At 55.4% G+C, this 20,401-nt stretch carries 17 protein-coding genes; 6 read left to right on the top strand and 11 right to left on the bottom strand.

Annotation, left to right across the window (positions count from 1 at the left end; translation table 11 throughout):
* Positions 1-452: 452 nt before the first annotated feature.
* Positions 453-2,306 (top strand): ABC transporter ATP-binding protein, encoded by a 1,854-nt coding sequence (locus ACQKPZ_RS12400; RefSeq protein WP_427538275.1) that lies wholly within the window; start codon positions 453-455, stop codon positions 2,304-2,306.
* A gap of 192 nt (positions 2,307-2,498) precedes the next feature.
* On the opposite strand, the gene ACQKPZ_RS12395 is transcribed toward ACQKPZ_RS12400, so the two are convergent.
* On the bottom strand, positions 2,499-3,269 hold the full coding sequence (locus ACQKPZ_RS12395; protein ID WP_427538270.1) for an IclR family transcriptional regulator: 771 nt from the start codon (positions 3,267-3,269) through the stop codon (positions 2,499-2,501).
* 155 nt (positions 3,270-3,424) lie between these two features.
* On the opposite strand from ACQKPZ_RS12395, the gene ACQKPZ_RS12390 reads away from it, so the two are divergent.
* Genes ACQKPZ_RS12390 through ACQKPZ_RS12375 form a run of 4 tightly spaced genes read left to right on the top strand, consistent with a single transcriptional unit; the run spans position 3,425 to position 8,015 of the window.
* Positions 3,425-4,234 (top strand): shikimate dehydrogenase family protein, encoded by an 810-nt coding sequence (locus tag ACQKPZ_RS12390; protein WP_427538267.1) that lies wholly within the window; start codon positions 3,425-3,427, stop codon positions 4,232-4,234.
* A gap of 4 nt (positions 4,235-4,238) precedes the next feature.
* Complete coding sequence (locus ACQKPZ_RS12385) at positions 4,239-5,972, top strand: FAD-dependent oxidoreductase (protein ID WP_427538264.1); 1,734 nt, start codon at positions 4,239-4,241, stop codon at positions 5,970-5,972.
* Positions 5,957-6,277, top strand: coding sequence for an NIPSNAP family protein (locus tag ACQKPZ_RS12380; RefSeq protein WP_391137459.1), 321 nt, complete (start codon positions 5,957-5,959; stop codon positions 6,275-6,277). Before ACQKPZ_RS12385 ends, ACQKPZ_RS12380 begins: the two co-directional genes overlap by 16 nt.
* Positions 6,278-6,320: 43 nt before the next feature.
* Entirely contained in the window at positions 6,321-8,015 is a 1,695-nt protein-coding gene (locus ACQKPZ_RS12375; RefSeq protein WP_427538261.1) for an FAD-dependent oxidoreductase, read from the top strand.
* Between the two features lie 717 nt (positions 8,016-8,732).
* Here the strand turns inward: ACQKPZ_RS12375 and ACQKPZ_RS12370 are convergent.
* From ACQKPZ_RS12370 to ACQKPZ_RS12335, 8 genes are all read right to left on the bottom strand, one after another.
* A complete protein-coding gene (locus ACQKPZ_RS12370) occupies positions 8,733-9,677 on the bottom strand; it encodes a LysR family transcriptional regulator (protein WP_427538258.1) in 945 nt (314 codons plus the stop codon).
* Between the two features lie 75 nt (positions 9,678-9,752).
* Positions 9,753-10,616 carry a DMT family transporter gene (locus ACQKPZ_RS12365; protein WP_427538255.1) on the bottom strand — a complete coding sequence of 288 codons (864 nt, stop codon included), beginning with the start codon at positions 10,614-10,616 and terminating at the stop codon, positions 9,753-9,755.
* A 21-nt stretch (positions 10,617-10,637) separates the two neighbouring features.
* Positions 10,638-11,867, bottom strand: a complete 1,230-nt coding sequence (locus tag ACQKPZ_RS12360; RefSeq protein WP_427538252.1) for a cation:proton antiporter — start codon at positions 11,865-11,867, stop codon at positions 10,638-10,640.
* A gap of 27 nt (positions 11,868-11,894) precedes the next feature.
* Positions 11,895-13,139 (bottom strand): ATP-grasp domain-containing protein, encoded by a 1,245-nt coding sequence (locus ACQKPZ_RS12355; protein ID WP_427538249.1) that lies wholly within the window; start codon positions 13,137-13,139, stop codon positions 11,895-11,897.
* Entirely contained in the window at positions 13,132-14,013 is an 882-nt protein-coding gene (locus tag ACQKPZ_RS12350; RefSeq protein WP_427538246.1) for an iron-containing redox enzyme family protein, read from the bottom strand. Before ACQKPZ_RS12350 ends, ACQKPZ_RS12355 begins: the two co-directional genes overlap by 8 nt.
* 10 nt (positions 14,014-14,023) lie before the next feature.
* Positions 14,024-14,470 (bottom strand): DUF3291 domain-containing protein, encoded by a 447-nt coding sequence (locus ACQKPZ_RS12345; protein ID WP_427538243.1) that lies wholly within the window; start codon positions 14,468-14,470, stop codon positions 14,024-14,026.
* Entirely contained in the window at positions 14,445-14,918 is a 474-nt protein-coding gene (locus tag ACQKPZ_RS12340) for a VOC family protein (RefSeq protein WP_427538240.1), read from the bottom strand. The genes ACQKPZ_RS12345 and ACQKPZ_RS12340 overlap by 26 nt, the downstream gene beginning before the upstream one ends.
* Positions 14,919-14,933: 15 nt before the next feature.
* Positions 14,934-15,680 carry a HalD/BesD family halogenase gene (locus ACQKPZ_RS12335; RefSeq protein ID WP_427538237.1) on the bottom strand — a complete coding sequence of 249 codons (747 nt, stop codon included), beginning with the start codon at positions 15,678-15,680 and terminating at the stop codon, positions 14,934-14,936.
* A gap of 757 nt (positions 15,681-16,437) precedes the next feature.
* On the opposite strand from ACQKPZ_RS12335, the gene ACQKPZ_RS12330 reads away from it, so the two are divergent.
* Complete coding sequence (locus ACQKPZ_RS12330) at positions 16,438-16,695, top strand: PAAR domain-containing protein (protein WP_427538234.1); 258 nt, start codon at positions 16,438-16,440, stop codon at positions 16,693-16,695.
* Between the two features lie 82 nt (positions 16,696-16,777).
* On the opposite strand, the gene ACQKPZ_RS12325 is transcribed toward ACQKPZ_RS12330, so the two are convergent.
* Together ACQKPZ_RS12325 and ACQKPZ_RS12320 are read right to left on the bottom strand one after the other, a co-directional pair.
* Positions 16,778-17,593 (bottom strand): class I SAM-dependent methyltransferase, encoded by an 816-nt coding sequence (locus ACQKPZ_RS12325; RefSeq protein ID WP_427538231.1) that lies wholly within the window; start codon positions 17,591-17,593, stop codon positions 16,778-16,780.
* A 454-nt stretch (positions 17,594-18,047) separates the two neighbouring features.
* The gene (locus tag ACQKPZ_RS12320; RefSeq protein WP_427538228.1) at positions 18,048-20,234 is read right to left on the bottom strand and encodes an OsmC domain/YcaO domain-containing protein; all 2,187 of its coding nucleotides are present in this window, start codon (positions 20,232-20,234) and stop codon (positions 18,048-18,050) included.
* Positions 20,235-20,401 lie beyond the last annotated feature (167 nt).

Here is a 20,401-nt window from a genome sequence, read left to right as displayed (position 1 = left end):
GCTACCGGCGGTGTCCAGATACCGGGCAGGTAGCGAAGGAATCAAGTGCCTCTTCGGTGTCAAGTACCGTGCGCCAAGACGGCGCTGAAAAATAAAATAAAAAGTCGTTTTCAGTGGCGCGATTCGGCATTTGCATGGCGCTGCCGGAAGGTTCTCGTACGTCAACACCGACCTACCCGGCATTAAAATTTTTATCAAACAAATGAGCCAATTTGTCGCATCGACAACATCAGCATGTCGCCGCCTGGAAAGTTTGAAACTTGCGTTGTTAATGCTTGTCCAGAACATGTCATTTATTGCCTGAACACGACACCCTGCAATCAACCTGCCAGGCGTCCGTATCGGATTGCACGCCGGGATAAACGCTGCACCACAAGCGTGTTCCTACAGGCGAATGCCCGGATGTGAGGTATGGTTACCCGGTAAGCAAAACCTGATTTTCGGAGACCAACATGTTTCGTGTTTTTGAACGCTGGCTCGACCCGTTCCCCCCTGATGAAGTGCCGCCGCCACCGGTGGGCCTGTTGCGTTTCATGTGGGCCTGCACCCGGGGCGCCCGCGGCTACATCCTGGCCCTTGCACTGCTCAGTGCAGCGGTGTCGGTTTACGAAGCCTGGCTGTTTGCCTTCCTTGGCCAGGTGGTCGACCTGCTCTCACGTTGGCAGGCAGGCGGTGCCATCGGCGCCGAGGAGCGCCATGTCTTGTGGGGCATCGGTATCGTGCTGCTGGTCAGCATCGGGCTGGTGGCGCTGCGCACCATGGTTCAGCACCAGGTGTTGGCGATCAACCTGCCGCTGCGGCTGCGTTGGGATTTTCACCGGCTGATGCTGCGCCAGAGCCTGTCGTTCTTCTCTGACGAGTTTTCAGGCCGGGTCACCACCAAGGTGATGCAAACCGCCCTGGCGGTGCGCGAAGTGCTGTTCACCGTTATCGAAATACTGCCCGGTATCGGTGTGTACTTCATTGCGATCATCGCCCTGGCCGGTGGTTTTGCCCTGAAGCTGATGCTGCCGTTCATTGCCTGGCTGGTGCTGTTCGGGCTGGCCATGCTGTATTTCGTGCCACGCCTGGGCAAGGTCGGCCAGGAGCAGGCCAATGCACGGTCGTCGATGACCGGGCGTGTGTCGGATGCCTACACCAACATCACCACGGTCAAGCTGTTCTCGCACTCCAGGCGTGAAGCGCACTTCGCCCGCGCAGCCATGGAAGACTTCAAGCAGACCGGCTTTCGCCAGATGCGCCTGGTCAGCCAGTTCGAGATCGTCAACCAGGCGTTGGTGGTGGGCCTGATTTTTGGCGCAGGTGGCTACGCGCTGTGGCTGTGGCACCAGGGCCAGGTCGGCACCGGGGCAGTGGCGGCAATCACCGCGATGGCCCTGCGCATCAACGGCATGTCGCACTGGATCATGTGGCAGATGACCTCGCTGTTCGAAAACATCGGCACCGTGCAGGACGGCATGGCCACCCTCACCCGCGGCCCCAAGGTGCAGGACGCCCCCGATGCAGGCGAACTGGTTACGCAGGGCGGCGCGGTAACGTTCGACAAGGTCAGCTTCAACTACAACGGCGAGCGCCAGGTGCTGAACGACCTGAGCCTGCACATTCGCCCAGGCGAAAAGGTCGGGCTGGTCGGCCGCTCGGGCGCAGGCAAATCCACGTTGATCAACCTGCTGCTGCGCTTCTACGACGTAGACAGCGGTGTCATCCGGATTGACGGGCAGAACGTCGCCAAGGTCACCCAGGACAGCCTGCGCAGCGCGATTGGCATGGTCACCCAGGACACTTCGCTGTTGCACCGTTCGATTCGCGACAACATCGCCTATGGCCGCCCGGACGCCACCGAGGCGCAGATCCGCGCTGCTGCGGCCAATGCCCAAGCCGACGGTTTCATCAGCCAGCTCAGCGACCGCCAGGGCCGCAGTGGCTACGATACCTTGGTGGGTGAGCGCGGTATCAAGTTGTCCGGTGGCCAACGCCAGCGCATCGCCATTGCCCGGGTAATGCTGAAGAACGCGCCGATTCTGTTGCTGGACGAAGCTACCAGTGCGCTGGACTCGGAAGTGGAAGTGGCCATTCAGGAAAGCCTGGACGAGATGATGCAAGGCAAGACGGTTATTGCCATCGCCCATCGGCTATCGACCATCGCGGCCATGGACCGGCTTATCGTGATGGATGAAGGGCGCATCATCGAGCAAGGTACACACGCCGAACTGCTGGCGAAGAATGGTACCTATGCCCGGCTGTGGCAACACCAGAGTGGTGGGTTCCTGGGTGAGGACCAGGGGGTGGTCGAGGCGGTGGAATAGGCGAAAGCAACCATTGCCAGCTTCGCGGGTAAACCCGCTCCCACACCGATTGCACTGAACTCAAGCCATGCGCCGTACCTGTGGGAGCTGGCTTGCCGGCGATGGGCCGCAACGCGGCCCCAAATTGCTTAACTGGCTGGCAGTAGGACTTGCCCGCGAAAAGGGCAACGCAATTCCCCCCGCCATGCCGCCTCAATCCATCACTGGCCGAAGCAATGCCTGCGCTTCATACAGCGTGGGCAAATACCGCAAGCGTATTTCATCCACGCTCAGCCGCGAAGCATGGGTAGTGATGGTCAACGTCGCTTTCAACTGCCCGGCCCGGTCCAGCAGTGGCACGCCAAGCACACGCATACCCACTTCATACTCCTGATCGACAATGCAGTACCCCTGCTCCTTCACCCGCAGTAACTCCGCCTCCAGTTGCAGGCGGTCTACCTGCGTGTAAGGCGTCAACGCCTGGAGCAGGTTGCGTGCAAAGTACTCATCCCGCTGCCCCTCATCCAGCCAGGCCAACCAGAGACGCCCACTGGCCGTGCAGTACATCGGCACCCGTGAACCGGGCCTGATCGACAACGAAGCCACATGGCTATAGCGACTGCGCACCAAATGGATGATCTCGTCACCATCGCGAGTCCCCACCGACACGTGCTCCTGTATCTGCCGTGCCACCTGCTCCACGATAGGCCGCAGCATGCGGGGTAACTGCGCAGAATCCACATAGGCCTGGCCGATGCGCAATGCCTTGGGCGTCAGCCAGTAGTCGCGGCTGTCGGTCTCGACAAAGCCCTCGTGCACCAGGGTCAGCAGAAACCGCCGTGCGGCGCTTGGCGTAAGGCCAGACAACCTGGCCGCCTGCGGCACGCTCAGGCGCGGCCGCTCGGCAGTGAACAACTGCATCAGCGCCAGGCCTTTCTGTAAGCCGGCGATCAGGTCACGGGGGTGGATGACGGGCATGTTCATCAGTTCGACTCGTTAGCGGTCAGGAAAATCAGCCGATTACTGCGATTACCGGCTCATGATTGCGATTATCGCACTATAAGCCCTCGCAGCGCATTGTTGCTTTCCCACCCCTGCATCACGCTTGCCTCCACAACAACGCCAATAAGGAGGTCAGCATGATTCGTGGTTCCACTGAACTGGTCGCCATCGTCGGTTCGCCGATTGCCCAGGTTAAGTCTCCCGAGAATTTCAACACCTGGTTCGCCAACAACAACTGCAACATTGCCATGCTGCCGATCGACCTGCATGAGGCAGCGCTGGACAGCTTTGCCGACAGCCTGCGCGGTTGGCAGAACCTGCGCGGCTGCGTGGTTACCGTACCCTACAAACAGGCCTTCGCCAGCCGCCTGGACAGCCTGAGCGAACGTGCGGCCGCCCTGGGTTCGGTCAATGTGATTCGCCGCGAGCCCGGTGGGCGCCTGCTGGGCGACAACGTGGATGGTGCCGGCTTTCTCGGCGCTGCCCGCAAACATGGCTTCGCGCCCGCTGGCAAACGGGCCTTGGTGATCGGTTGCGGCGGTGTCGGCAGTGCCATCAGCCATGCACTGGGCGAGGCCGGCATTGCCAGCATCACCCTGCATGACCCCAGTGCTGCGCGCTTGGGTGCTGTATGCGAACTGCTGGGCAATGCCTTCCCCGCGCTTGCCATCAACACGCAGTTCAGTGGCCTGGAGGATTTCGACCTGGTGGCCAACGCTTCACCGGTGGGCATGGGAGCAAGCCAAGAGCTGCCACTGTCTGCCGCGCTACTGGCGACCTTGCAGCCCCACACCCTGGTCGCCGACGTGGTCACCTCGCCCGAGATCACCCCGCTGTTGAACCGGGCTCGGCAGGTTGGCTGCGCGATCCAGACCGGCCCGGAAATGGCCTTTGCCCAACTCGGCCACCTCGGTGCATTCATGGGCGTTACGCCGCTGGAGATCTGAAGCCATGGCAGCGATCGAACATACACGACACGCTTTTGACGTGGTTGTGCTGGGCAGTGGTGCCGCAGGTTTTGCCACGGCGGCCACGGCGGCTTGCCAGGGGCTGAAGGTGCTGGTGGTGGAAAAGGCCGAGCGTTTCGGTGGCACATCGGCGATTTCCGGCGGTGCGGTTTGGCTATACGGCACCGATCAAGCCCGTGCCGCAGGGGCCAAGGACTCGCCCGAGGCCATGCGCACCTACCTCAGGCATGTGATCGGCGACGGCTACGAGCCCGCGCTGGCCGATGCCTTCATCGAGCACGGCCCGCAGGCGCTGCGCTGGCTGGAGCAGCATACCGAGCTACGCTACGCCCTGCGCCCGCACTCACCGGACTATTACCCGGATGCACCCGGTGCCACGCAGTTCGGCCGAGCACTGGAAATGGTCGAGTACGACGGCAAGCAACTCGGCCAACGCTTCAAGGACCTGCAAATGCCACCGCCCGGCATGCTGCTGTTCGGCGGCATGATGGTCAGCCGCGTGGATATCCAGCATTTTCTCAGCATCCGCCGCTCGCCCCGATCGCTGTGGCACTGCCTGAAGCTGATGGCACGTTACGCCCGTGACCGCCTGCAACACCCACGTGGAACCCGGCTGACTACCGGCAACGCACTGATCGCCCGCCTGGCTACCAGCGCCTTCGCCCACGACGCACAGGTGTGGTTGCGCAGTGAAGCGCTGGAGCTGATCGTTGAAGAGGGTGTGGTCAAGGGCGTGGTAGTGCAGCGCGAAGGCCGTCGCGAACAGGTGCTGGCCCGTGGTGGGGTGGTGTGTGCCATGGGCGGTTTCGCAGCCGGAGCCCTTGCCGCAAGCTACCGCCCCAACGCAGCCGCTACGCACTTGACCATGTCGCCCGCCAGCAACGACGGCGCAGCCCTGCGCCTTGGCCAAGCCGTGGCTGCCGCCCAGGGCGAAGGGTTGGCGGCCAACTTCTTCTGGGCGCCGGTTTCGCAACTGCGCCATGCCGGTGGTGAGCGCGAGCGCTTCCCGCACCTGGTCACCGACCGTGCCAAGCCAGGCGTGATTGCGGTGGACCTGGCCGGGCAACGCTTCGTCAACGAGTCCGACTCTTACCACCACTTTGTGCAGACCATGCTCGCCAAAGGCCTGGCCAGTTGCTGGCTGGTCTGCGATGCCGAGGCCATGAACCGCTACGGCCTGGGCCTGGCACGGCCCAAACCGGTGAATAACCAGGCGCTGATCGACGCCGGCTACTTGCACCAGGCCGCAACGCCGCAGGCCCTGGCCCAAGCCATCGGCGTCGACCCACAGGTGTTCGGGCAAACCCTGGAGCAGTACAACGCCGATGCCCGCAACGGCATCGACCGCGCATACGGCAAGGGCGGTAACAGCTACAACCGCTACATGGGCGACCCGCAACACACGCCCAATCCCTGCCTGGCGCCACTGGCAACCGGGCCGTACTACGCCATCCGCCTACACACCGGCGACCTCGGCTCGGCCCGCGGCCTGGTGACCAACGCCGATGCAAACGTGCTGAACCGCGACGGCCAGCCCATTACCGGGCTGTATGCGGTCGGCAACGACATGAACTCACTGATGAAAGGCACCTACCCCGGCCCTGGCATCACCCTGGGCCCTGCCCTCACCTTCGGCTGGCTTGCGGCCAACCACATCACCACGCGCCTTAAGGCGCCAACTACCCACACGGAGACCCCAGCATGTACTACGAACTGAGAACCTACACCCTCGACCCGCTGAAAATGGCCGACTGGCTGGCCTTGTACCAAAGCCACGCGCTGGAAGTGCAACGCGAACACCTGGGTAACCTGGTGGGTTTTTTCACCAGTGAGTTCGGCGACGTCAACCAGGTGGTGCACATCTGGGGCTACGCCAGCCTCGACGACCGTATGGCACGGCGCGCCGCCATGGCAGCAGACCCACGCTGGGCAGCGTTCTCCCAGCGTAATCGCGAGTTGGGCGCCGTTGTGCGCCTGCAATCGCGGTTGATGCGGCCTACCGGTTTTTCGCCCCTGAAGTAAAGCGTGCGCCACCTTCTACCAACGCCTGAGCGGAACCCTCTCAATGCAACCCTTAGAATGTGACGTACTCGTCATCGGCTCTGGTGCCTCTGGCCTGGCTACCGCCGTAACCGCCGCGCATAACGGCCTGCACGTGATCGTCGCGGAAAAAGCCGGCCAGCTGGGCGGCACCAGCGCATGGTCTGGGGGTTGGCTGTGGGTGCCGCGCAACCCGCTGGCCATCGCCGAAGGCATCATCGAAACCGACGATGCCCCCGAGCGTTACCTGCGGGCGCAAACCCACGCCAGTGAGCTGGGCCCGCGCCAACATGCATTCCTGCGCCATGGCCCGGAGATGGTGGCGTTCTTCCAGCAGCACACTGCCGTGCAGTTCCAGTCTGGCAGCCGCATGCCCGACATGCGCGGCGGCGACGGCAGCGCTTGCGGCGGCCGTTCGCTGTGCGCACTGCCGTACGACGGGCGCCTGCTGGGGCCTTGGCGGCACAAACTGCGGCCGCCGCTGGACGTTGTCAGCCTGGCCGGCATGGGTATTGCCGGCGGCCCCGACATGGCGGCCTTCTTCAATGCCACCCGCTCGCCCAAGGCGGCGCTGCACGTTGGCAAGCGCCTGCTGCGTCACGGCCGCGACCTGCTGCTGCACCGCCGGGGTTTGCAACTGGTCAATGGCAATGCACTGGTGGCACGCCTGCTACGCAGTGCGCTGGACCTGGGCGTGACACTGCTGACCGACAAACCGGCCTGCCGCCTGTTGGGTGAAGGCCGGGTCAGCGGCGCGCTGTTTGCCGATGGCCAGGTGATTCATGCACGGCGTGGCGTGGTGCTGGCCTGTGGTGGCTTCCCACATGACCGACATCGCATCGCGCAATTGATGCCGCATGCGCCTGATGGCAACCAGCATTACTCTGCTGCGCCCAAGGAGAACAGCGGTGACGGCCTGCGCCTGGGTGAACAGGCCGGTGGTGTGGTCAGCACTGCGCTGGCGCAGCCCGGTGCCTGGGCACCGGTATCACGGGTACCCCGTGGTGATGGCAGCTTCGGCCATTTCCCGCACCTGATAGACCGTGCCAAACCGGGCTTCATCGCTGTACGCCGCAATGGCCAACGCTTCGTCAACGAAGCCGATTGCTACCATGACTTCATGAACGCACTGTTCGCCGCCACACCGCAAGGCCAGGCACCTGAAGCCTGGCTGATCTGCGACCACGCCGCGCAACGGCGCTACGGCATCGGCTGGGCCAAGCCGTTCCCCTTCCCCACCCGCTATTACCAGCGTCGGGGCTACCTGCACAGCGGCGCCACCCTGGCACAACTGGCGCAACGTTGCGGCATAGACGTCGAGCAGTTGCAGCGTACGGTGGCAGGCTTCAACCAGCATGCGGCCCTGGGTGAAGACCCGGCCTTCCAGCGTGGCGCGTCAGCCTACAACCGCGCCCAGGGCGAACCGCAGCAGGCGCCCAACCCGTCGCTTCGGCCATTGTTGAAGGGGCCGTTTTACGCGGTGAAACTGCTGCCGGGCAGCCTTGGCACCTTCGCCGGCCTGGGCACCGACGCCTCGGCCCGCGTGCTCGACCACGCGGGGCAGCCGATACCCGGGCTGTTTGCGGTGGGTAACGACATGCACAGCGTGATGGGTGGGTACTATCCGAGCGGTGGTATTACGCTTGGGCCAGGGATGACATTTGGGTATCTCGCCGGTAGAGCGTTGAGCGGGCTGGAAGCAACACCCGTGACACTCTAATCATCTGAGAACTAACCGAAAATGTTGCTGTTCGTTTTGGCAAGCTCGCCGGCCATCTGACTAGCGCCTTGACCTCCACCGAGGTTTGGGGCTCTTGTCTCCAAACTGCTTGAAACGCTCAGAAAGGATCGCACTTTAACCATTGGCAATGGCTAGGGTCTGTGTGAAAAGTCTTGAGACGAAGGACAGGCAAGGCGAAAACAGCCGAGGAAGGGAGTTTACGGATTGTAAATGAGCATTCCGACGCTGTTTTCAACGCAGCATCACCGAGTATCAAGACTTTTCACACAGAGCCTAAGTAACACCTTGGGCGCGCTGGGTGACGGTTATTCTTGATACGCTGAAGTTTATCCTGCCCCTGCCAGCGATTGAGCTAATCATTCGAGGGGAACTCCATATCCCCACGAGTGATGCGATCCGTGCAGCGATTATCTGCGAAATACTTCGCAATGAGACAACGATCTTGCCCGTCCGTTTAGCCGGGGATTGATACGAAGTTAGCCATGCATTTCGCTGCTTGCTGCCTATATATTTGGGAGATGCTATGACTGCTTCAAAAACGGCCGAGAACCTAGATCGAACTTTCTGATTGTGATCACCGGCCTAATCAGCGCACCAAAGCATAATACGATATCCTGTCTCGGTAGGGAGTCGTATTACAAATTACTTTCGACGTGCCATATACAGCTAGCATGGTCATTATTCACACTAACGCATTCATTTCAAAACCCACGCACGGCTTGACTTTTCGAGTTCACTCATCACATAGTCAACAAGGACCTTTATCCGTTTAGATAACAGCTGCCCTGGCTGGTACACAATCCAGGCTGTACCCTGTAACGTGCCTCTATAACTCCACTCGGGCAGAAGCGTTGTCAGTTGCTTATTTAGAATTGCATCGATTGCTAAGCATAGCGGAAGACAAGAGACACCAACTCCTGCTACTGTAGCCGTTAGTGCAGCTTCAGGACAGTCTGAGAGATATCTGCCTGGGATCAATACATCACAATTCTCCTGGGCAGATTTAAACTTCCAATACTGCTTATCAAGATCACCAATGAATGGTATGCAACTATGCTCCGAAAGCTCGTCAGGATGGGAAACAGGACCAGATTTTTCAATATAATCATTCGACGCGCACAAAACAAAATCGACATCACATAATCGACGAGCCACCATTCCCTCCGGGGGCCTATTAGTTACCACGACCCCAACATCTATGCCATCAGCAACGAAATCAAACTTCTCCCCACACACCAACTGAACATTAACGTCCCGAAATTGAGATAAGAACTTTGGAATCATTTTACTACAGGTAGCATATAAAGATTTCGGCACACCCATTCGCACTATACCTTGAGGTGTATCGATCAATCTATCCTTGACACGAAATATATTAGCAGAGGACTCAAGCACTAACTTGCAATACTTATAGATTTGGTGCCCCTCAGCATTCACTTTCAGACTCCTAGTTGTTCTATCTATTAAGCGCAATGACAGCGCTTGCTCCAACTTTGATACTTGCTTACTGACGGCCGACGCCGTCACCCCAATTTTCGCTGAAGCCTCCACAAAACTACCACTCTCTACTACAACAGCGAAAGCAGCCATGCATGGCAAAACTTCAACATGATCCTTCGGCAAATAGCTCTTCGATTCCATTTAATGAGCACTCAGAGAATTTAAAAATCGAACTCCCACTAAATCCGGGAATAAAAATAAGTTAGCTATAAGCTTTCAAAATGCATGAAGCACGACCGCCCCAAGAATAACCAAGAGCACGCCTGACAACTGCCCGATCACGAGTCGCTCCTTGTAGAAGAAGTACCCCAAAACTGCAGCAACCCCTCCTGAAAGTGTGCTAATTACAGTCACAATTGCGACAGACCCTTCGAGCGCTCCAAGTGCAAAAGCAGCAAATCCCCCAAGATTAAAAACACTGGCAGCACTTAGTGTCCCGCAAGCCTTTATATTTATCTTGTAGAAATCTTCCCCCTTGCGGAGTGCAAACAAAAGGAAAACAACCCCAAGAAAATAGGTCAACCAAAGCATATTTATCGGACCCACAGCCTTCAGAGCATACTTACCTTGCACCCAAAAACTACAGCCATACAGCCCTGCGGCTAATAAAGCATAAATAATAGCACGCCCTTCATATTGATTAGCCCTGGATACTGTTTTGCCATGCCCCACCCCCACAAGCCAGATCCCTAACATACAAATAGCGATACCTAAAACTTGAATCCCCGTTAGCAACTCCCCGCCAAACCAGGCTAAAATTGTTGTAACCATTCCGTATGAGGTAATCAGGGGCGCCACTACAGAAGTTCGGCCTTGACTTAACGCTTTCGTGAGGCAGATCGCACCAATGAAAGTCAGCATTGCTGCAATGATGCAGACCAGGATCGTCTCCAAGCTTGCCTCAAACAAGACATGTAAACCACTCGAAGAAATCACCATGAAAGAACTCAAGATGATCAAGCCGATAAATTGACTATAAAATACCGAGCGCTGCACACCAAGAGCTCTTCCATTGAGGCTCACAAGGTAATCTGTGACCCCCCAACATACAGCTGCAATCAATCCCATCAATACGTCCACAATTCACCTCTTATTATTTTGCTATGGCCGGGACATCGACCCAAGCCCTCCTTGTCGAAATTTATTCAATAAAATTATCAGTGGCGCTGTCAATAGCGTAGACACTACTGAAAGTAACAAAAGCACCATGTAGGAATCATCTGACAGCAAGTCAGCACTATATCCTACAGACAGTACAACCAGTTCTGCCGTCCCTTTGGTCGCCATCAAAAAACCGAGCTCCAGAGATTCCAGCTTACTCATACCCACCAGGACTCCTGCAAAAAGTGAAGCAATTATTTTACTCATCACTCCTGCAACCACAAAGACCAGAACCCAAAGCCAGAGTTGTGAATTATTAAAACTTGCAAACGTCAACATTGTACCTGTTCCAACAAAAAACATTGGAACCATTACTACTCTTATATTTCCTTCCCATTGCTCCCAGGCATTCTTGAGCCCCTGAACTCTAGCCAGCGCAAAAATAGCTGCAATAGCACCCATGGAATAGTGAAAACCCAAGCCATGAGTTATATTTGCGCACAATATTACAAACAAGAATATCACTAGCGTCATCTTTGCCCGATTAGTGGTGGCTCTCAGGTCCAATTTTGAAGCCATCATTTTTACAACCACGATAACTACAAAAAACGAAACCAAGCCAATAAATCTAAGTAGAACTTCAATGTCACTTTCTGCATTTACCCCCCAAATACCCACCACTATAGCTAACGAAATCCACGCGAATGCATCTGTATAGATAGCAGCAGCTAGTGCGGAACTCCCCACAGATCGACTGATAAACTTCAAACGGTCAATCATGATAGCCAGCACAGGAAGGGCCGTCACCGAAAATGCAATACCGCAAAATAGCACATAACCAATAGTTGACTGATCAAAGGCCAAATGGTTTTTTGAATAGTATCCGAGTACTGCCCCAACCAAAAAAGGAATAAATATACTTAATACGGCAGTAATTATTGCCGGCCTCTCATTAAGTGAATCACCACGAAAGTTAGTAGCACACCATACAGCCTCAACAAGGATCCAAATTAGCCCAAGTTCGCTAAGGCCACGCAGCAACTCTATAAACCCAACCATATCAACTATTGGTAATATTTGCGGCAAGAACTCTCCCAAAACATAGGGCCCGATCAGTATACCCGCTAGGATATCTCCTATAAATTCAGGCTGATTCATAGCAGATACAGTCTTCCGACAAACCCAGCAAATAAAAATCGCCACCAATAGCATCAAGCTCAGACTATACATCACTTCCTCCCTGCTCCCATTGGAGCGTTATACCCTCCGCGACTGGTATTGCAAGGAGAGCTTTTCATGAACAACCTCAGATTCAGCTTGCAGCACATCCAAATCATCATGAACCAAAAAAACCATCCCCCATGAAGACAGAAAATCCAATGTCAAATCAACATGATCACCTACATCAACATGCAAACTCATCATATTAAACGATTTCAAGTTCTGCACCTCCTCAAGTCCATTTATCTTCTCGACCACTCCTGATCTCTCAGAAATCAAGCAGCATATACAGAAGTGCCTCTGAAAAACCAAAGAACTTATCGGAGTTACTTTTTCTCCCAAATAGATGTCTAAGGCTAACTGATAGCAATCCACCCCTGTGCACAGCCCTATTAACTTGGGCACTAAAGCACCCGGCACTCGTCCATTTTGTTCAATCATTAGCGGGCCTCTAAGGCCTATTTTCAACTCAACATCGTTGATACCATATGCAAAATCTAGCGCGGCGTTAACAGCTTTAACATAACGAAACGCAAATTGCGCCCTGCCATCATCCAAAGGTAACGACCTAATATTTTTGTATACGCTTGGACTTCTTCCCCTAGTTATCTTCTCATACACCGCAAAGCATATAAGCTGTTTATCACCACTTATGCCATAATTAGCAGTCACCGCAAAATATTCTTCACCACCCAGGTATTCTTCCACCAAGACTTTACGTTCCTCGTCCCCTCTAGCCTCGGCATTATTTCTAATGTTTGAGATCGACTCATCCACCTCACTAATATTTGTGCACATTTTTACGTTCCTGCTACCGGTACCTCGACAGGGTTTCACCACCACAGGATACTTCAGCAGTTTCAGTGTTTCGCGCTTATCATCACTCGCCTCCATTTCTATTCCCCACCCGACCGCGACGCCTTTTCTTATCAGCGTAGCCTTCTGAGATCCTTTGTCAGTCCGCGACAATGAAGTCTCAATCAAATTACCGACTAGACCATAGTAATTGCTGATTTTATCCGCCAGACATACTCCCAAATCTGAACCGGGCACCACCGCACAAACTCTCAATCTAGAAAGCAGTTCTATTGCGGAATCTAAGTCCTCCGCATACACTATATGCTGAAATTCCTTTAGATCTTGCAAACGTTTGAGGCTTGCTGACAATTTCTTTACGCTAATCAACGCAACTGCTCGATAGCCCTTCGCCTGTATGGCATTTCCGAAATAAACCGCCGAACTTACCGGGTCAACTACCACTATTACATTAGAGTCAGTCATCACCTAAAGCTCTCATTTCAACATACATGTGATGATAGTAGCGCAGTGCAATATTGTGTCGAATAGCGACTCCCAAGGCCATTTCCCGGATTACATCATCTCCACAGGCCGCGAAATGATCCAAGACCGTTTCTAACCAAGCACGACTGTGATGTGTATCAATATCTATGTGCGCTTTGTGGTAAGCCACTACCCGCTCAGGCTGTTTGAGACGTTCCAAACCTTCCGTGGTGGCTCGAAAACGAACAGGCGCAGATCCTTCAACTAAACCTATTGCTCCAATTAGTCTTACATTGTACTCCCGGCGAAGTGCCCACATTAATAGCATATTGCCATTCATGAGACACTCGAGCGTTGGTTTGTCTACCGACACATCTAAATCTCTCAGAATCATCCGCATGTAATCAGACGAATCCTTGAACATCGTTGTGTGTACTTTTGAAAAGTCACCACCCCCCATCTCATCCCAATAATTTCTACCAGCGACCATTTTCGGCCTGATAGGCATCCCCAACTGCACAAGGGCCATTAGATCATCAAACGACCCATCGACAAGCTCTTCCATGCAAATATAATATGCAATCTGCTTTAAGCTAGCTTGCCCACGTAAAAACTCGATGAAAAAACGGATATCCATATTCATTTTTCGCTCCATCATTAGATACCACTTAATAAACTCTTTCTTGCCCTTTGGCAGCAAATCAGAATTTACTAGCCTCTCCTCTGCTTTGATCCATTCACCTTCAACTTCATAAGCTTTTCGCCTTAAATCTTCAGTCTCACCCCCGAGGCCAACCAGGACTTCTGGAGAACTCAAAAAACTCCTATAAAAGCTCGCAAGCAATGCTTGCTTTTCAATTTCGATTTTCGACATGAACTTACCCTCAATACATTACAACTGGGAGATCGCAACTTTTAAAATCAAAAGCAAAACTAGATGGTCCATTTTCGTGGAGGTACATCAAACGCTCATGCGCTTCTGTAAGTGTAGGCTTATGATCATTAGGCACCCACCAAAGAACCAGCCGAACATGATTTAACTTGTGGAACCACTCACGACCAGATTTCATTATTTCTAAGTGAGTCGAATGATAAATAAAGTCTTTCAGCGACCCTACATCATCCCAGGTTGACAGAGTATAAAGATAATCCTCCCCCCACAACTTCCCCAAACCTTCAAGATCCTCCTCAATCTCTCGCCAGATGAACCCTGGAGACCCCTCTGCCAAGCTATTAATGCAGTTCACACTATCATAAAAACCTGACATTCTCTTATCGCCTCGGGGATATTTAGCTTTCACAAGATCAAACTGCGCCAGTATCTTTTTCATAATTATTCCAACTTTGTACCTCAATAATATTTCTGTCAGGATCTCTAACATATACGAATGTGCAGCGACCTATACCTTCAACTGGTATACAGGACAACCTACCTAACATCGACCCACCATGTAGAATGACGTCTGCACAAACCCTTTCTAGATCGGACACCTCAAATGCAAGGTGTGTGATACCACTTGAATTTGCGAACTTAACAGATTCCTCACGCTGTTTATCGTACTCAAAAATTTCTAACGTCGGTCCACAAATGCATCCAGGCATTTTCAGGTGAACACCTTCAATATGAGCACTTGGCAGACCTATTCCTTCCGAAACATCTGGCCCGGAAAGACGTCTAACGGGCCCCACCACGACGCACCCAAATACGTTTATATAAAATCTTGATAGTTTCTTCCAATCACACGAAATAAGATTCGCATGCGCAAATCTGATCGACATTTCGGCCACCTTCAATTAGTCCCTGAAGACAAACGTCTCATGCTCTACATGGCGATCTTTATCTCTTGCACGCTCCCAGGTCGTATTTAGAATGATTCGATCCACGGGGATTGTTAGAGGTTTCACCCGATGAAGCGTAGTATCGGCCTTCAGAAGATATACATCGCCCGATTCATGGCAATATGTATCGATCTTATTTGCAGCTAGTAAGGACTCAACTCGAGGATTACATTTGTCCCAACGTGTATGTGGGACACACTCTAGGAGCCCACCACATTCAATCGCTGGCGCTTCTACAACCCAAATAATTGTAAAAGGATAGTCCCCCCAGTGCCATCCATGAGTATCACCAGCCTTGTGCTGGGAATTTATAATGTAGTTATCCCACTTCCATGGAGTAGGAATAACAGCCTCACCTACAATACCTTCGATCAGCTTTGCTAAGTAGCGAGAATTATATGCAAGCGGTATATACTTTCCTTCAGTCTCAATACACTCCTGGGGAACGTTACTCAAATACCTAGGAGTATTGCCCGTCGACTCAATAAGAAAATCTCTTCGCTTAGCATGGTTGGCCAGCAAATATCTTACATCTTCGGCAATCGCTTGCTTAATCAACGGATCAACTAAATCATTGATCTTAAGATACCCATCTCTTTCAAAGCGATGGCGCTCCCAAAAAAAATCATGCTCTGTGAATGGGTTTGTCTCGAGCACGCATAGGCTATTTTTAAAATTAAGATCGACACTAGACTTCGACATCTTTCTGCTCCCATATGTGGAAATGGCCTTCATGCCACTGACCAAATCCTACAGGCGAGCGATTGTGCTGATAAAGTAGTCTGGCGGCAGTTTATAAATTCTCCATCAGCAGGAATACGAAGCAACATCTTGGTATCAATATAAGTCGAGCGCCCTGCGCCCCAAACGACTCTCACCTGGCAATTTTTCCTCTTTCAGTCACGAGGAAATTCAGTTTTTACTTAAACCTACAAATCCCTCTATCATTAATGGCAGCATGCAAAAAATCCTCAAGCACAGACCCTCCAATGCTAATTAACCATTTTTCAGACTAACCGAATCCCGCTCTTCAGTGCGATCGCATGCGGCCATAAGCAACAAAACTCACGCTCAACCAAAGTAAACCCTATATAGAAGGGAAGCAGAAGAATGAGGTATTCACACAAAACATTGCGTTTGTGGACTCAGTGTCACGACCGCGCCGGATTCAAATGCGGGTCAACTCCGTCAGCCGTATGCACGCACTAGCCTGGTAAAAGCCATACCTTGCCCGGCATGGTGGTCAAAACTCGGACCAGCGCAAATGGCGGTCCTCGAGCTCCGGTAAAGCCTGAGGTAAAAACTGGCAACTGCCCTTCTGGGCCGTGCTGTTCCCCTACAACCTCACCGTCGCCATCTGCTGGTACGGCATCTGCCGCCTGTTCAACGTGCAAGCCGCACCACCGCCCCCAGCAGCCTTCGAAGAGGCACCTGTCAAACCTGGCAAAAGGAAGCGCAAATGAAACCCATCGTACTCGTAGGTCATCGCCATCTCTGCCCACTGCATGGCGAAGGCACCGTTGAAACCGGTGCTAGCGCAACATTTGTAGATGGCAAAGCCGTAGCACGCGTAGGCGACCGCACCAGTTGTGGCGCTGTCATAGAAACCGGGGCGGCCTGCACGATCATTGAAGCCCAACCCGCGGCAAGGGAAGGCGATACAACCAGCCACGGCGGTACATTGGTCGAAGGCGACCCCGGATGGCTGATTGACTGACCTCTGAGTCAGTGGGTATGAGGCAAACGCTTCAACGACCATGCAGCGCCATCGCCCGTAGAAGCGTTTGAGGACGTGCCCGCTAAGGCCCCCGAGTGATCACCACCTCAAGGTATTCACTCGGCACCACCAACGATGAAGCACCACCCACGTTGTTCTCATCGAGCAACTGGGTAAGGTCTCGCTCCAGGGCATTGGCCCCCTGCGCCTCCAACGACGCAAACGCCTTGTGCACCGGCCCGTACCAGGTGCGGAACACCTCGATAAAATGTGCCGCGGAGCGGTAGCGGAAGTTGAAGTACTGGTGGCTTACCTGAAGTTCACCCAGCGTACCTTCGAACATCACCCGCAACTGTTCCTCATCGCCCCACCGCGAAGGCGCAAGGGCCCCAGTGGGCGGCGGCACATGCCGACCCAGGGTCTTGAACATCTGCCCGACAAAACCTTGTGGGGTCCAGTTGGCCAGGCCGATGCGGCCACCTGGCCGGCATACCCGCGCCAGTTCGCGCGCGGCCTGGGCCTGATCCGGGGCGAACATCACGCCAAAGGTGGAAAGCACGGCATCAAACGTACCATCGGCAAACGGCAGCGCCTCGGCATCGGCGGCCTGGAACAGCACATTCAGGTGTTCGGCACGGGCCCGCTCTTCGCCGCGCTTGAGCAGTTCGGGTACATAGTCGGTGGAGGTGACGCGGCAACCGCGCCGGGCGGCCGCCAGGGTGGCATTGCCATTGCCGGCGGCAACATCCAGCACGTGTTCGTCCCAGCGTAGGTCGCAGGCTTCGGCCAGGCGCTCGCCAACCAGCTGCAAGGTGGTGCCGATTACGGCGTAGTCACCGCTGGCCCAGGCGGCTTGCTGGCGGGTTTTGAGGGCATTGGTATCCAAAGGGGTGCTCATGGTCTGCGCCTTCTTGTTATGCGCGGCCGAGGTCCTTCTGGCGGTTCACGCGCCATGGATTTGGGGAGCAAAATTCTACGCGCCTGCCAGGCAAAGCGGAAAGGCGAATTGGGGATAGGGCCGTGATCAAAGCGATATATGGCACCGGCGTATCTGGTGCCATACACCGCGTTGGATTCTTCGCGGGCACGCCCGCTCTCATAGAACTGCACATCTCTTACTGATCTAGCAGGGGCCCTGTGGGAGCGGGCATGCCCGCGAACACCGGCGCAGCCGGTGCCATGCACCGCGCTGGATTCTTCGCGGGCATGCCCGCTCCCACAGGGTACGCGGTGCGCCCGGCATCAGTTTTCTGCGCGACAGCGCAGCCAGAAGGGCTGGGAGATCTCCCGCAGGGATCGCATACACGCCTGGGTATCGAGCAGGGTTATTTGCCCTGCTCGATACTGCGTGTTCAGGCGAACTTGGCCCGCGCAGCGTGCAGCTTCTTGTAGCTTTCGATCAGGCGCAGGTGGCGATCAAGGCCTTCGAGCTTCATGCTGGTCGGGGTCAGGCCATGGAAGCGTACGCTGCCGTCCACCGAGCCCAGCACCGCGTCCATGCGCGCGTTGCCGAACATGCGGCGGAAGTTGGGCTCGTAGTCGTCCATCTCCAGCTCATCATCCAGCACCACTTCCAGCACCACATTCAATGCCTGGTAGAACAGCCCGCGCTCGACAGTGTTGTCGTTGAACTGCAGGAACGCTTCGACCAACTCCTTGGTCTCCTCGAAGCGCTGCACTGCCAGGCAGATCAACAGTTTCAGTTCCAGGATGGTCAGCTGGCCCCACACCGTGTTTTCGTCGAACTCCACGCCAATCAAGGTGGTAATGGTGGTGTAGTCATCCACATCGCAGTTGTCCAGGCGCTTGAGCAACAGCTTCAGCGGCCGGCTCTCGAGGTTGTGCAGGTTGAGAATGTCGGCACGGAACGACAAGGCACGGTTGGTGTTGTCCCAGATCAGGTCCTCGACCGGGTAGATTTCCGAGTAGCCCGGCACCAGGATGCGGCAGGCGGTGGCGCCAAGGTTGTCGTACACCGCCATGTACACCTCCTTGCCCAGGTCTTCGAGGATGCCGAACAGGGTTGCAGCCTCCTGCACGTTGGAGTCCTCGCCATGCCCCGAGAAGTCCCACTCGACGAATTCGAAGTCAGCCTTGGCACTGAAGAAGCGCCACGACACCACGCCGCTGGAGTCGATGAAGTGCTCGACGAAATTGTTCGGCTCGGTCAGCGCATGGCTTTCGAAGGTCGGCTGCGGCAGGTCGTTCAGGCCTTCGAAGCTGCGGCCTTGCAGCAGTTCGGTGAGGCTGCGCTCCAGTGCCACTTCCAGGCTCGGGTGGGCGCCGAACGAGGCGAATACACCGCCGGTACGCGGGTTCATCAAGGTCACGCACATGACCGGGAACTCGCCGCCCAGCGAAGCATCCTTCACCAGCACCGGGAAGCCCTGCTCTTCCAGCCCCTGGATGCCGGCAACGATGGCCGGGTACTTGGCCAGCACCTCCTGCGGCACGTCCGGCAGGCACAGCTCGCCTTCGAGGATTTCGCGCTTCACCGCCCGCTCGAAGATTTCCGACAGGCACTGCACCTGCGCCTCGGCCAGGGTGTTGCCGGCGCTCATGCCGTTGCTGAGGAACAGGTTTTCGATGAGGTTGGACGGGAAGTACACCACCTGCTCATCCGACTGGCGCACGAATGGCAGCGAGCAGATGCCGCGCGCCGTGTTGCCAGAGTTGGTGTCGTACAAGTGCGAACCCCGCAACTCACCGTCCGGGTTGTAGATTGCCAGGCAGTGCTCGTCGAGGATCTCAGCCGGCAGTGCGTCGCGCGGGCCAGGCTTGAACCACTGCTCGTTCGGGTAATGCACGAACGGCGCGTTGGCCAGCTCCTCACCCCAGAACTGGTCGTTGTAGAAGAAGTTGCAGTTCAGGCGCTCGATGAACTCACCCAGTGCCGAAGCCAGCGCCGCTTCCTTGGTGGCGCCCTTGCCGTTGGTGAAGCACATCGGCGACTGCGCATCGCGCACGTGCAGCGACCACACATTGGGCACGATGTTGCGCCACGAGGCGATCTCGATCTTCATCCCCAACCCGGCGAGGATGCCGGACATGTTGGCGATGGTCTGCTCCAGCGGCAGGTCCTTGCCGGGGATGTAGGTGCTGCTGTCCGATACCGGCATCAGCAGGCCCTGGGCATCGGCGTCGAGGTTTTCGACCGTTTCGATCACGAACTCGGGGCCGGTCTGCACCACTTTCTTGACGGTGCAGCGGTCGATGGAGCGCAGGATGCCCTGGCGGTCCTTCTCGGAAATGTCTTCGGGCAGCTCGACCTGGATCTTGAAGATCTGGTTGTAGCGGTTTTCCGGGTCGACGATGTTGTTCTGCGACAGGCGAATGTTTTCGGTGGGGATGTCGCGGGTCTGGCAGTACAGCTTGACGAAGTAAGCCGCGCACAAGGCCGAAGACGCCAGGAAATAATCGAACGGTCCAGGGGCCGAACCATCACCCTTGTAGCGGATCGGTTGGTCGGCGATCACCGTGAAGTCGTCGAACTTGGCTTCGAGACGGAGATTGTCGAGAAAATTGACCTTGATTTCCATGCGGGATTACCGTGATTTAAGCGTGCAAAACGAAATTGGCCGGCATTATCCGGGTTTTCAGCCCGGAAGTCCTGTTTACCTCGTCGCTTGCGCATTCCACCGGATTGCTTGCCTGATCCTCTGGACCTGCACCCGCCACCGGACCAGCGGTCATCCCCCTGTGCTAG

Origin of the sequence: Pseudomonas sp. NPDC089547, assembly GCF_050280665.1 — a bacterium.
Classification (GTDB): Bacteria; Pseudomonadota; Gammaproteobacteria; order Pseudomonadales; family Pseudomonadaceae; genus Aquipseudomonas.
Note: the sequence above shows the minus strand (reverse complement) of the source record. Positions and strands in the feature narration are given on the sequence as shown.

What these genes read in the sequence shown, in the direction of transcription:
- ACQKPZ_RS12400 (WP_427538275.1), top strand. Translation starts at nt 453, where the DNA reads ATGTTTCGTGTTTTTGAACGCTGGCTCGACCCGTTCCCCCCTGATGAA.
- ACQKPZ_RS12395 (WP_427538270.1), bottom strand. Translation starts at nt 3,269, where the DNA reads ATGAACATGCCCGTCATCCACCCCCGTGACCTGATCGCCGGCTTACAG.
- ACQKPZ_RS12390 (WP_427538267.1), top strand. Translation starts at nt 3,425, where the DNA reads ATGATTCGTGGTTCCACTGAACTGGTCGCCATCGTCGGTTCGCCGATT.
- ACQKPZ_RS12385 (WP_427538264.1), top strand. Translation starts at nt 4,239, where the DNA reads ATGGCAGCGATCGAACATACACGACACGCTTTTGACGTGGTTGTGCTG.
- ACQKPZ_RS12380 (WP_391137459.1), top strand. Translation starts at nt 5,957, where the DNA reads ATGTACTACGAACTGAGAACCTACACCCTCGACCCGCTGAAAATGGCC.
- ACQKPZ_RS12375 (WP_427538261.1), top strand. Translation starts at nt 6,321, where the DNA reads ATGCAACCCTTAGAATGTGACGTACTCGTCATCGGCTCTGGTGCCTCT.
- ACQKPZ_RS12370 (WP_427538258.1), bottom strand. Translation starts at nt 9,677, where the DNA reads ATGGAATCGAAGAGCTATTTGCCGAAGGATCATGTTGAAGTTTTGCCA.
- ACQKPZ_RS12360 (WP_427538252.1), bottom strand. Translation starts at nt 11,867, where the DNA reads ATGTATAGTCTGAGCTTGATGCTATTGGTGGCGATTTTTATTTGCTGG.
- ACQKPZ_RS12355 (WP_427538249.1), bottom strand. Translation starts at nt 13,139, where the DNA reads ATGACTGACTCTAATGTAATAGTGGTAGTTGACCCGGTAAGTTCGGCG.
- ACQKPZ_RS12350 (WP_427538246.1), bottom strand. Translation starts at nt 14,013, where the DNA reads ATGTCGAAAATCGAAATTGAAAAGCAAGCATTGCTTGCGAGCTTTTAT.
- ACQKPZ_RS12345 (WP_427538243.1), bottom strand. Translation starts at nt 14,470, where the DNA reads ATGAAAAAGATACTGGCGCAGTTTGATCTTGTGAAAGCTAAATATCCC.
- ACQKPZ_RS12340 (WP_427538240.1), bottom strand. Translation starts at nt 14,918, where the DNA reads ATGTCGATCAGATTTGCGCATGCGAATCTTATTTCGTGTGATTGGAAG.
- ACQKPZ_RS12335 (WP_427538237.1), bottom strand. Translation starts at nt 15,680, where the DNA reads ATGTCGAAGTCTAGTGTCGATCTTAATTTTAAAAATAGCCTATGCGTG.
- ACQKPZ_RS12330 (WP_427538234.1), top strand. Translation starts at nt 16,438, where the DNA reads ATGAAACCCATCGTACTCGTAGGTCATCGCCATCTCTGCCCACTGCAT.
- ACQKPZ_RS12325 (WP_427538231.1), bottom strand. Translation starts at nt 17,593, where the DNA reads ATGAGCACCCCTTTGGATACCAATGCCCTCAAAACCCGCCAGCAAGCC.
- ACQKPZ_RS12320 (WP_427538228.1), bottom strand. Translation starts at nt 20,234, where the DNA reads ATGGAAATCAAGGTCAATTTTCTCGACAATCTCCGTCTCGAAGCCAAG.